Annotated in this window: 9 protein-coding genes; 3 read left to right on the top strand and 6 right to left on the bottom strand. The window is 32.9% G+C overall.

Annotated elements, in window-relative coordinates:
• Nucleotides 1-126: 126 nt before the first annotated feature.
• Nucleotides 127-1,992: a glycerophosphodiester phosphodiesterase family protein gene (locus ACW2QF_RS10115; protein WP_455715880.1), complete on the bottom strand. Its 1,866-nt coding sequence runs from the start codon at nt 1,990-1,992 to the stop codon at nt 127-129.
• A 283-nt stretch (nt 1,993-2,275) separates the two neighbouring features.
• Here ACW2QF_RS10115 and ACW2QF_RS10110 point away from each other — a divergent pair, with 283 nt between their 5' ends.
• Nucleotides 2,276-4,420 (top strand): serine hydrolase domain-containing protein, encoded by a 2,145-nt coding sequence (locus tag ACW2QF_RS10110; protein WP_455715879.1) that lies wholly within the window; start codon nt 2,276-2,278, stop codon nt 4,418-4,420.
• Between the two features lie 52 nt (nt 4,421-4,472).
• Here ACW2QF_RS10110 and ACW2QF_RS10105 read toward each other — a convergent pair whose 3' ends face one another.
• The 3 genes from ACW2QF_RS10105 to ACW2QF_RS10095 form a co-directional block, all read right to left on the bottom strand.
• Nucleotides 4,473-6,170 carry a VWA domain-containing protein gene (locus ACW2QF_RS10105; RefSeq protein ID WP_455715878.1) on the bottom strand — a complete coding sequence of 566 codons (1,698 nt, stop codon included), beginning with the start codon at nt 6,168-6,170 and terminating at the stop codon, nt 4,473-4,475.
• 29 nt (nt 6,171-6,199) lie between these two features.
• Entirely contained in the window at nt 6,200-6,910 is a 711-nt protein-coding gene (locus tag ACW2QF_RS10100; RefSeq protein WP_455715877.1) for a hypothetical protein, read from the bottom strand.
• A gap of 195 nt (nt 6,911-7,105) precedes the next feature.
• A complete protein-coding gene (locus ACW2QF_RS10095; protein WP_455715876.1) occupies nt 7,106-9,985 on the bottom strand; it encodes a sugar-binding domain-containing protein in 2,880 nt (959 codons plus the stop codon).
• Nucleotides 9,986-10,186: 201 nt separating this feature from the next.
• On the opposite strand from ACW2QF_RS10095, the gene ACW2QF_RS10090 reads away from it, so the two are divergent.
• Nucleotides 10,187-11,212, top strand: coding sequence for a DUF4474 domain-containing protein (locus ACW2QF_RS10090; RefSeq protein ID WP_455715875.1), 1,026 nt, complete (start codon nt 10,187-10,189; stop codon nt 11,210-11,212).
• 11 nt (nt 11,213-11,223) lie between these two features.
• Here the strand turns inward: ACW2QF_RS10090 and ACW2QF_RS10085 are convergent, their stop codons facing one another.
• Nucleotides 11,224-12,405 (bottom strand): amidohydrolase, encoded by a 1,182-nt coding sequence (locus ACW2QF_RS10085; RefSeq protein ID WP_455715874.1) that lies wholly within the window; start codon nt 12,403-12,405, stop codon nt 11,224-11,226.
• Between the two features lie 165 nt (nt 12,406-12,570).
• On the opposite strand from ACW2QF_RS10085, the gene ACW2QF_RS10080 reads away from it, so the two are divergent.
• Entirely contained in the window at nt 12,571-12,762 is a 192-nt protein-coding gene (locus tag ACW2QF_RS10080) for a ferredoxin (RefSeq protein WP_455715873.1), read from the top strand.
• A gap of 99 nt (nt 12,763-12,861) precedes the next feature.
• Here ACW2QF_RS10080 and ACW2QF_RS10075 read toward each other — a convergent pair.
• Nucleotides 12,862-13,695: GerAB/ArcD/ProY family transporter (locus ACW2QF_RS10075; RefSeq protein ID WP_455715872.1), on the bottom strand; the 834-nt coding region annotated here is incomplete at its 5' end.

Genomic DNA, 13,695 nt, shown 5'->3' with positions numbered 1-13,695 from the left:
CCTTTATTATATTAAGTGAAAATACTTCCATAGATGGAAATTTTATTAAAAAACTTTAATTTAGCTAAAAAAGATGATTTTGATCATATCAAAATCATCTTTTTTAGTATCCATTTTAGTTTTTACTTATTGATTCACAACTCTTTTTATTAAATCTTGTATACTTTGGTTAGCAACTCTACTATATAATACTTCCCTAGCTTTAACAGGTTTATCAGTGATAATATTATCTACACCCATGTTCTTCAAACGATCCATCTCATTCTTAGTATTTACTGTCCATGCATGAATCTCTTTACCTCGACTATGAGCTTCTTTAACCACCCTTTGCGTTATAAAACTTGATTTCATACTAAAGAAATCGATATATTTTTTATCGTAAAAATCACCATATACTATAGACATTATAAAACCTGTCTTAAGATCAGTATTTAATTTTTTTACATTAACAAGGCTTTCATAGTTAGCTGATGTTATTACACACTGTCTTTCAAATCCATACAATTCAATCAAATTAACAACCTTACTTTCAAGATCTTGACTATGTCCATTTAATTTCAGTTCAATATTAAGATTGATTTTACCTTTACAATATCTTAATACCTCCTCTAATGTAGGAATCTTTGCATCAACGAATTCTTCAGAAAACCAGCTGCCGGCATCTAGTTCAAGTACTTCATCATAGGTTAATTCCCATATATATTTGTTAACACCTGTTGTTCTTTTTAGACTTGGATCATGTAATAATACTACTACTCCATCTTTTGTTTCTTGTACATCAATTTCTGCATAATCAGCAAGTTCCTCCACTGCACTAGCAATGGAATACATTGTATTCTCTGGTGCAGATATAGAATTTCCTCTATGAGATGTTATCTTAATTGGTGATAGAGCATCTTCTACACCAAAAACTCCATTATAGAAGGAATTATAAAAATAAATTACATTTACTATCATTACAACTGAAATTAAGACACCTAACCATTGTTTTGCTTTTGTTTTCGTTTCTCTATTTTCTATTGTTCTAAGAGCATCGAGTCGAACGTCTTCACCATTTTCTTTCTTATATCGATAATACATGGCTGATATAATTGCCATATTGGATAAAACGCCAATCGTACCTAATATAAGCAAAACAAACAGATTGACTTTATCAAGTATGGATAAAAACATAGCAAGTACCATAGAGTCTTTCACAAACACTACAACACTAACAGCAATAATAACCATTACGACCAGATAAAGAAGGAATAATAAACCTGCAATTAATCCATTCCATACAAGCAAGTACCAAGCTGTCCGTAACTTTCGTTTATTAACAAGTCGAATACTATTCCTAATCGATGCTTTAAACCCTTTACGCTCTCCAATACAAAAATGAGATGTAAATAACAATAGAATCGTTATAACAAAAAGAACTCCAATTGCGATACCTGCAATCAAAGGAATGTATTTTACATGAAATAATGACTTGATTATGTAGCTTGGAATACTTGCAATTTTAATAGTAAATATTATTAGCAAGCAATTCACCATTGGTACCATAAACAACGCATAAAGAAGATATATAATCTTCTTTAAATAAAATATACGTATTGTATTCACTATTCCATCAAATAACATCTGTCTTGCTAATATTTTCTTACAATCTCTACTATGTTGGAAACAAGAATATAGCGCTCCTACTTCAATTGTTGCAAAGATTGCTAATAAAATCAGTAGCACTATGGCCATTATACCGGTTAATGGGCTTGTAACAACTGACAGTAAATTCTCAGTTGTAATGTAACTGTATCCTGATCTTCTTAATACAAAATTAGAACACAAGCTTAGCAAAGGAAGCATGATTAGTAAAGTAATAGATTTATAGATTATAGTAAATAAGAATAAGCTCTTCCTATTATACTTAATTAATTGAATTGTTGATTGTATAATTCCTATTGGTGAAAACTCTTGTATTTTCACTTTCACTCTTTCATTAAATACATTCATATTAACTACTCCATCTTAATTCCAAGGACCACCAATGTATACTCATCATTAAGTTTCCTTGCACTTGATATATTCTAACACATTCTTTTCTGAAATTAAACATCTTTGTTCAAATAAAAAACTAAAACAGCTTCTTCTTAATTATAAAATGATTAAGTTTTCATTAAGCTATCATATTTTCCAAATCCTGTGATATAATATTATTAAGTTCGTCCAGCTTTATATTAAAGTTAGCCGAATAATCTATATTAAGCCATTTATATAATGGGTGAAAGGAGTACATATGATTCATAAGAAAATATTTCAAACAAAAGGGTTACGTAATTTAGCAAAGACTTCCTTATCATTATCTTTAGTTTGTATGCTAACTTTATCTTCAAGTTTTGCCTTACAAGTTAAAGCACAAGTAAGTTCCACTGCTACAAGCACTTCAACTACAAGTGAATCGGATCAGAGAAAATCCACTTGGACTTTTGATACTACTACAAAATCAGCAGATACAAAGGCCAAACAACTAGCTACTACTTTTGGTTGTACAAGTGTGCAATATGCTTTGATACACAATGGGGAGATTGTAGTTTCGGGCAGTTCAGGCTTTGCTGATCGAGACAAAAAGAAAGCACCTACAAAAGATAGTATCTATGGAGTAGGTTCCATTAGTAAGCTATTCACAACTGTTGCTATCATGCAATTAGTTGAAAAAGGTATATTAGATCTTGACACACCAGTTGTCAATTATATTCCTGATTTTAAAATGGCTGATGAACGATACAAAAAGATTACCGTTCGAATGTTAATCAATCACTCATCAGGCTTAATGGGAAACCTTATAAATAATTCATTGCTTTTCTATGATGCCGATCCAGTAAATACAGATGATTTTCTTGAGCATCTAAGCACACAACGATTAAAAGCCGATCCTGGTAGTTTTAGTGTATATTCTAACGATGGTTTTACATTGGCTGAATTACTCGTAGAAAGAGTTACCAAATCTTCATTCACAAACTATATTTATGAAAATATTAGTAAGCCCTTAGGAATGTCTAACACAAAAACACCACAGAGTGGTTTTCCACGACTACAACTTGCAAAAACTTATTACGATAACATAGCATTACCAGCAGACTACGCAAACATCATTGGAGCAGGTGGCTTATATTCCACAGCCGAAGATCTATGCCACTTCCTTGATATCTTCATGCATGAGAATTCTGTCCTTAGTAAAGATTCTGTAAATGCAATGGCTCAACCAGAATACAAAAAGGGATTATGGGGTAATGATGATGATAATATTCTAAACTATGGATTAGGTTGGGATAGTGTTAAGCTTAATCCATTCAACAATTACGGCATACAAGCATTTGCAAAAGGTGGAGATACCATTTCATACCATGGAAATGTAGTAACCATTCCTGAATATGATTTAGGTGTAGCTGTTCTTACATCTGGTGGTTCCAGTTCAATAGATCAGTTATTATGTGATTCCATTCTACTTAACGCTCTACAAGAAAATGGTGTAATCAAAGAACTAAAAGATCCAACAATTACTGCACCTGTTAAAACAAGTATGCCAGAATCCTTTAAGAGCTATGCAGGTTATTATGCTAGCGTATATGAAGCTTTTAACATTGAATTTACTGATAAAAACTCTTTCAAAATGAAATATAGTGTTGATGATTCCGCTGTTTTAGAATACTTCTATACTGGAAATGGCGTATTCAAAGATAGTACTGGTTCCATGGAATTTACATTTAAAAAACTATCCAATGGTAAAACCTATTTGAACGAAAAAGTTCTATATAGCGTTCCTGGCTTCCCTTCATTTGTACAGGATGTTCTTTACGCTCAAAGACTTGATGATAATCCAGTGTCCGAAAGCGTTGCTGCTGCTTGGAAAACTAGAGAAGGTAAAAAATACTATGTAGTTAATGAAAAATACTCTTCACAATCATACTTATCTGAATTAAGTACCTATTTCAAAAATGAAACTCTTAAAGAGGGCTATATAGATAACTTAACTATAGTTGATGAGAATACATTAGAACAACGTCTTGAAATACCTCAGGTGATGGGACGTGATTTAACAGATATCAAGATGTATAACAAAAATGGTACCGAATATTTGAAAGCAAATTCTGCAATAGCCATATCTGAAGATGCTGTTAAAAATCTATCTTCTAAGAAAACCTTCAAAGTAACCATTAAAGATGACGGTTATGCAAAATGGTTTAAGATTCCTTCTTCTAATGCAGGTAAGAAGATAAAAGTTTCAATTCCTAAGAAAGCAGGATATGCTATATATGATAGTGAAGGAGTATTAGTCTTCCTTTCTACAATCTCTGCTAACAAAACTGTTACTTTACCTAAAGGTGGTACAATAGTATTCGCAGGTAACGCAGGTTCAACATTCTCAGTAAATTATAAATAACAAAAAGACTGTTGCATTTACTTAGTTAGTATTTGCAACAGTCTTCTTTCTATTACATCTGAGCGTTAAACAGATTCTTAAGTTTATATACTACATCATCTGAATCTGCGTTAATACTCGCAGCCTCATTAATAGCTGATATCGTCTCAAGCGCTTCAATATCTGCGTTATATCCTATTGTGTAAACTGGAATCTTATATGCTTTTAATATTCCTGATATTTGCTTTAAATTCAAACCATCGTTAGTTTCTCCATCACTTAGTAAGAATAACATTAACTTAGAATCAGGATTTTTCTCTTTCTCTTCTAATAACATATTCAAGGCAACAGCTAAAGCATCAAAGGAAGCCGTTGCTCCACCTTCTTGTAAATCTTGAACAGCTCCAGTAAATAAAGACCTTTGGTTTAAATCGAATTTTGCAATTGGTAAGTTTAGATATACATTGCTATCATAACTTACAAGCCCAATACTGTTCTCACTGTTTATATATTTGGAACCATTGATTAATGAAGTTTTTAGTTGATTCAGTGCGTCTCCACCCATACTCCCCGAAACATCGGCAACAAAAACTGCGGATAAGCTTCTACCAGAATCTTTGTTTTCCTTCCAAAGTTTCTGTGCAGACATAATTGTTGAACCATCATACTCAGGTAAATCACTCTTATACTCATCCATACCATTGAATCCATATTTGGTAGCTAGTTTCTGTGATTTCTCTGATTCACAGTATGAAACAAATAAATCCAATGCATCTTTCTTATCCGTATTTAAATTTCCTACCGCATATAACGGGTTATCATGTCTAACACCATAAGGTATAAAATCATAGGAAGATCTTAAATCAGCGTCATTCTTATACAATTGATATTCAATTACCATTCCTGTCAGTGAACCAGATTTAGCGGATTCTCTCATCTGTAAGGTTGTATAAGCTACAAAAGGAACATTTGTCTGGAATTGTTGGAATCCTGCTATGGCTGCATCACTTAGAATATCAGATGAATCATATGCATTCAACGTTGATAGAAGGAAATTCATGCCCGCTGAACTGGATAATGGATTAGTATATCCCATGGCAATTTTATTTTCTGCGGTTGCTTGGGTAATCGTTTTTATATTCACCTCACCATAAGTATCAGTGATGTCTTTTACAACATCTTTGGTAAGTAATACTCCTGCAACATTACCTACCATACGGTCTGTAACAACAGAAATATTTGCTCCCTCTCCTTCTATAATCTTTCCCCATAAATCATTGGACGGTGTAAATGCATCTGGAACATATTTGCCTGATATAATATAATCAGTTCCAAGCCCAGAAGCAATCGAGCGAACGGATATAGCAACTGATTTACCATTAACAGTATTGTTCTGCTTATTAAACTCTTGAGCCATCTTTGATAGCCAACTATCAGTTCCCTCTCCTGCCTTTTCAGGTGAAGAGAAAATCTCAATTACAACATCTGCATTACCCTCTACTGATAGCGGATATTTTGAGATATCTGGTAGTTCTTCCTTTAGATCCGTCTCCTCGAGTTCCACATTTGCTTTTCTTGCAGTAATATTAGTCACATCAATTTTCTTTAAGTACTTTGATAACTTTTTACTTGCTTGACTTTCTGACATTACTTCTATACCATCATCACTGGAATTCGTAGATGATAATACAGAAAATATTCCGACAAATGCTATTACTGCAATAACAACAAATGCTAATAGATTCTTTTTTTGCATACTCTTTTTTTGCATCTTTTTCCCCTTTCATGGGCCATTGGTTACTATAATAAATTCTTCATGTTATTCACAACATCTTTAAAAACTACCAAATCATCAGAATCAGCTTGTGTACCATCGCTTAATTTTGATAATTGCATTAATAGCTTGTCAAACTCTAACAAAATTGTTTCGTTATTATTCACTTTTTCACGTATGTAATTTACTTGTTCCATATAAACTGCATGTTTTTCTGAATTATTTTTTTGATTAATTTGATTAAATTCAGATTGATCAAAAACAGATATGGCATTAATCATGCTTTTTACGTTGGAATATAAAAGATTTTCTGCTTTATTAATGATATCTTTCAAACCATATGCATCTTCATCCTCTTCTTTGAACTTAATATAGATAATATTCTTAAGGGATTCTTTCTTCTTAAGTAACCGTTTTATCTGATTTATGGTCGTATTAATTTCATTATTCAAAATATTCTTATTCAATAATTGCGTTAATACTTCAACCATATCCTCTGGTGTGTTAAGATCTTGTATAGAGAACTCATATTCTGTTTCTTTTGAATACAAGAGTCGATAGTTTCCATAACAAAATAAAATTATACTCATAAGGATTAACGTATAACCAAAAGCTCTCCTAACTAACGTATCATCACCTAGATTTATTCTCATAAACACATTAGAGAATGCAAGAATATCAACAATTGCTATCCCAAAATTAAGCAGGCCAAGTTTTACTACTAATTTCCTGTTCATGTAAATACCTCCTTATCCTATACAATGATACCTTTATGATACAATAAATGTCAATACAATTTAGTATTTTCTAATATAAATTAGGTCTAATTTCCATGATATTATAATTAAATCTAAAAAAGGCTTTTACAAAATGATTTCTTAAATTCCATAATACATTTTAAGTCAATCAAATATTGTAAAAGCCATATGATATTAATCTATAATTTCTTTTAATTCTTCAATTTGTAATACTTTATCTGGTACAAACGAATGGGATAACATATATTCTAGTATACTTTGCGAGAAATGTTTTACTTCTATATGATCAAAGATCTCATCTAATCGACTTGTACATACCATAAGGTTCCCCTTCATAACCTTTGCTTCGAACAATAATCCTAATTTATGATTTCTCTCTATGTTGTCAATCATCTGAACAATTGGACGATATTCTTCTTTCGTATCATCTAAAATTGCCATATCTGCATGGCTAACAATATGATACCATTGTGGAGTTGAGTAAAAATCACAAGGAAATTGATTTAATGCATCATGATTCTGATTATTTAGCAATCCCATCGTTCCAACAGGTTCTGGTTTCTTCATCCATTCTGAAATAGAACGAAACATTGGATAGCACCAAAAATCAGAACAATAGAAGCCTTCTATACTCTTAGTTACCTTCCTTGGAAGATATAATACATTCTCACCTTCCGCTAATAATGAAGATACACGTTCAAAATCTCTTGTTATCCATACCTTCTTACCATTTTGTTCTATACAACTGTCCTTTTCTAAATCTTCTTTTGTTAGAAGTGGTTTATTAATAGCTGGATAACACCACAAATCATAACTCTTATCTATTTTAGTTCCAGGAGCAAACAGATGTAATTGCATTTTTGTAGCTGTTTTAACCATTGGCATGATAAAATTAATAGCTCCTAAATCTGTCAGCCCGGATACCTCCACATCAATTTTAATTGTTCCTTTTGAAACAACTTTATCTTCTGTGTTTACTTCCCACATAATTTCATTTGCTGTAAATGGTTTATTACTAAAATAACTTAACTTGATTGTAGCTGTTACATCATCACCAGCTTGATAAACATACGTAGGAATTCTAGCTAATATAACTTCATCATTACAAAAACTCTTCCATTCGTTAGCAGTTATCAATCCTTTAGACTCCATAAAGGCATCTAAGATACCAACAAGTGCTGTTCCTTGTCCAGGAAAATCCTGAAGATCAAGTAATTGGAAACCTGCTAAATTATTAGAAGCAAAAGCCGCCTCTAATTCTTCCTTATAACATGCAACCGCTAATTTTCCTGTTGCTTCAAAATACTGTTTTGCTAAATCTCCTAATCCCTTTTCTTCTAATCGCTCACGAAATATCTCAAAATTCCTCGCTTGTAACACACCGGTATATTTGTCTATTTCTTTGAAATTAGGATACATCGCATATTGGCCTATCTCATGTGATACCACTGGAATATTAGGAACTAATTCTGTAGCTTCCTCATCCATCTCGACTGTTTTTGTTCCTGTTCCATATTGAATCTCTATTGTTTTCTTCGTGCTACTTGTATCACTTATATCAGTCTCTTTTGGAAGTATTACCTCATCATAATCTTTGCAAGTACCTGGCATAGTCATTTGCACATGGCCTAAAGGTGCATCGCACATACCATAGGAACCTCGGAAAAGACGAGTCTTACTAAAACGTACACCTGAGAAGAAATCGTCTTCTGGTATAATAACTGGAGCATGTTGAAAGTTGTTAGAGCCTTGGGTGTAGAGTGGTCTTGGGTCACGCATCTTATAGTTACGGATAATCTCACCCATCTTCTCTTTACTTCCCCAAAGTTCATTACCAAGGGACATCATAACATAAGAAGCATGGTTTCCATAGTTATCAAGCATACGCTCCCCTTCACGAATTAGATACTGCTGCTCCTCTTCCTTATGATTTTCATAGGTTTCATCTGTGAGCGTCCCCCAGAATGGTAGTTCTGGTTGCATATATATTCCCAATAAATCAGCCGCAGTAAATGCTGCTTCTGGTGGACAACAAGTATGATAACGATAATGATTGATTCCATAACTTTTCGATATTTTCAGTACACGAATCCATTCATCTACTGTAGTTGGAGCTGCCCCAGTTAGTGGGAAGACTAAACCATCGTGCTTTCCTCTCAAGAAGGTCTTTATACCATTAATGGTAAAATGATATCCCACAGATGAAAATTCTCGTAATCCCGTAAACACTGTAGTAACTTCATCATTATCTACATTGATGATGTCTAGTTCATAGCATACTGGAGAAAATTCGCTCCATAACTTGGCGTTCTCTCCAATTGTATATGTAAGATCAATACTATTCTCGCCTGGGTTAAGACTTATAGTATAAGATACTTCTTTAACTTGATTTCCTGATACAATCAAATCTTGCTCATTGAGATATTTCTCTACGGCTTTCACATTGAAGGTAGAAGTAACCACATCACTAGTTTCATTCTCAATTATAATATGTAGACGGAATGCTTTTGTCTGCATATCAGAATATACTTGTACCTTTTGAACATAGACCTGATGATACACTTGTAATTCTAATCTTCCTGTAATACCATTCCAGTTTGTTTGTGTATCTGGTGAAGTTAAGTGTCCCCCCTTAGTAGGGTAATCTGTGTTACTTACAAGTACAGTTAGAATAAATGTCTCTTTGTTAATATACTGTGTCAAGTCATATGAATGTGGTGTAGATAAGCTATCTTGATCGCCTACATAGACTCCATCAACCCAAACCTTAGTTAAACGAGTTCTTTCTAAAAAAAGCACAATTTTCTTACCAATATCTGCGGATGAGATGGTAACTTCTTTCGAGTACCAAGCATATCCTTCAAAAGGATAAACTTCTGTTAAAAATCCGTCTTCTCTATTTGTATTAATCTTTCCCTTCTTGCTTAACGCAGTTGTAGAAGGTAACGTAATCGTATCCTGCAATTTTGATTGATACCATTCTTTCTGAATACCTAATTTACTTTCATCTAATTCAAAATCCCATAAACCACTTAGATTGTATCTCTTAATCATATCCATCCTCCAATTGCTGTATATATTTCTAATCGTATTATATCAAATACCACGAAACACGAGTACCTTAGAAACTAGAGCTGTTTTAATGTACTAATTAGACTTTACACTAACTTTGTTATGAATATTTCATAATAATCAATAACAAAGCCTTCCTCTCCCGAATAAGATACTATAGACGGAAATTGAAGGAGCGTTGTTATGACTTTTCTATATGCTTCCTTACTAAACAATAGCATTTTATTAATCAATTTAGCGATTACAGTTGCTTGCCTGATAATTGTACTTTTAATCCAATATTTTGCTAAGAAAGCACGTAAGTATTCGATTGAACCCATTAAGAAATCACTAGAACCCGATGCAAAAGTTGATAAGGAACTCCCTAGTATAGATACGAAAACACTCATACAACAGATTCCTTTGGATCTTATAAATTATGGGCTTATTTACAATATTAAGTACGATTTCTTTACCAATACTACTTCTTGTAAAAAAAGAAAATATGGTGCATGTAGACTATATGATGAATCTGCTGCTCCACTGGGAATTATAATTGATATCGAAAACATATATTTTAACTATAATAATAAACATTGGTTAATACAACTACAAAAGGGACAATACGGTTTATCAAGTGGAGGTGACATTAGTGTATATCAGACTACCTTAGATCCTATCTTCATATCCGGGTATTTCTTTGGTAGTTACTATAAGAGTAATACAGATGAAGAACCTTTATTAATTTCATATTCTATTATGAAGAAAAACGAAGTTATCCTAACAAGAAAAAGTAGCTCCTGGTGTGTAAACAGTTTTCGATTAGGTGTTTTTTCAGAACCTGACGACCTTACTATGCATATTCGAATCACATTTCCCACATTAGGCATGTGTCAAGCATTCTATGATTCTTTAATTGAACTAGGTTATGGTGCTGAGTCGATAACAACAAGATACAACACCATTTACTTTATATACGATGAACCAAAGTCACCGCAACCACTTACTCGTAATATCTTAACAACCTATATCATGCAGAAAAACAATTTTGCCTATATAACTGCTTACGAATATATTACACAGGATTATTCTGATACACTTTCCAAATTAGCATATCTAAAGAATTATTTTCCGGAGATGTATCAAGAGATTATAAAGATAGGGCAACCTGCACAGATGTATGAAGATTATGAACAGATTGCCAACTATTTGAAACAATTAAAACAATAAAATGATAGTACTTATACTAAATCTTGTTCTTGACCGGAATCATATACTACGACTCCATTAATTATGGTATATAATGTTTTGGTAAACACCTCCATTGGATTTCCACTAAATATTGCAATATCAGCATCTTTACCTATTTCAATGCTGCCAAGTCTGTCATCCACACGACAGATTTTGGCAGCATTAATTGTAAGAGCCTTTAATCCTTCCTCCATATCAAGTCCTGCACGGACTGCAAAACCTACACTAATAGGAAGCAATTGAATTAATACTACTGGATGGTCCGTTGTAATAGATACCAACACGCCTTCTTTCTTTAAAATTCCTGCTGTTTTGTAATTACAGTTTTGTACTTCTATTTTATCTCTTGCTACTAAACTAGGTCCTACTATAACTGGGTAACCAGAATCTAAGATTTCCTTCGCTATTAGATACCCTTCGCTACAGTGGTCAAGTGTTAAATCCAAATCAAATTCTTTTGCAATTCGTATTGCAGTCATGATATCATCTGTTCTATGGACATGTGCCTTAAGAGGAATCTTCTTTTCAAACACTGGAATCCAACTTTCATAATGAAAGTCTTCTAAAAATTCCTCTTTGCTTTCCTTGGCCTTCTTCTTTTTCTCTATATATTGCTTTGCTTTGAACAATTCCTCTCGAAGCATTGCTCCAATTGCCATTCTTGTCATCGGGGATTTTCCTTGATCATTAAAGTTCCTCTTTGGATTCTCCCCAAATGCAATCTTCATAGCCGCAGGATTCATAACAATAGCATCATCAATTACTCTTCCATAGGTTTTCATAATTAGAAATTGTCCACCTACAACATTCGAACTACCAGGACCAACCATTACAGTTGTAATTCCAGCGTGAACAGCTTCTGCAAATGCTGCATCCATTGGATTAATCGCATCAATTGCACGTAAATACGGTGTAATAGGGTTGCAATTTTCATTAGAATCGTCACCCTCAAAACCTTTTTTCTGTTCCGTAATACCAATATGACAATGTGCTTCTATAATTCCTGGCATAACCCAACTTCCTTTTGCATCTATAACTTGCAATTCTTCGTCATCATCTACCTTAATTGCCTTACCTATATCTTTAATCTTACCTTGATCGATTAGCACACATCCATCTTCCAAGGTTACTCCTGCCATAGTAATAATTTTACCGTTTTTAATAAGCAACATAAGATTGCACCTTCCTTAATCTGAACAAAGCATATTCCAAAAATAGTATTTACTTGGTTTGCTATAATATACATATTTTCATGTATTGTAGAATGATATACGAAATTTTGGTAATACTACTAAAGTATAAATGTTATGTATATTTTAAGAAAGGAATCAATCCATATGAAAGCAACCGTAGATCAAGATGGGTGCATTAGCTGTGGAATATGCGTTAGTGTATGTCCAGAAGTATTCTCATTCAACGATAATGATGTTTCCGAGGCAATAGACGATGATATTCCTGATGACAGCGTTGATGCTGCTAAAGAAGCACGTGATAGCTGTCCTGTTAGTGTAATTTCTATTGAAGACTAATAAGATCTATATAAAAAAACAATTTTCATTTACTGCACTTATCTAACAGTAATATGAAAATTGTTTTTTTATATAGAATTGTTGATCTTATTCAAGTATTTACTCTTTGCTTTGACCTGCCTCTACTCTTTGGATTCCCGCCTTGTTAGGCAATCGTTTTCCATAATACACAATTATTAAGACGAATGGTATTACATATTGCATGATAAGATTCCATTTCACTATGATATTAGCGTATAAGAATTCAACATCAAACTGTGTTCTACAAAGCACTAATGCCAAATAATAGATAAATATAGCAAAAGGAATATATAAGAATTTCATATTCCTTACCGAACATACCCATTTAATACAGCGAATGGAAATACTAGCATACAAACAGATTCCCAAAAAATCAGAGAAAAACATAATAATGATTAATATAGCTTCAAAATGTTCCAGTACATTCATTACTGATATTCCCTTCATCGCTACATAAAAAGGTGTAGCCATAGACATCGATGCATTATTACCTACAAGACCAAAAGTAACTACGGTTACTACAATTAACAAAAGGGCAAAAAGAGAAATAGCCGCTGTAAAAAACCGAGTAATAAGTTTGCAACTTTTACTATAATCTTTCACACTATCTCCGTAGATTAATAGTAAAAACAAATTCCCGGCTGCAGCAATAATAAAGCCTGCTTGTTCACATAGTTCAGAAAAACTTAATTGATTTGCTTCTTTAATAAAATCTAATCGAATACTTGGCATAGCGCTTAGCACATAGATTACTACAATTACTAACATGGGGACTACTACAAACTCTGCAAATCGAAAAATTGTTTTTATTCCACGCATGAAAGCATAGAAAACTAATATTATCATTGTAATAAAAAATACTTGTTCTCTTGTATTAGACAAAATCGATGATTGAAGATTCAAGGTATATTG

The organism is Anaerosporobacter sp., from assembly GCF_965301125.1.
This window is presented reverse-complemented; position numbering and strand designations above follow the sequence as displayed.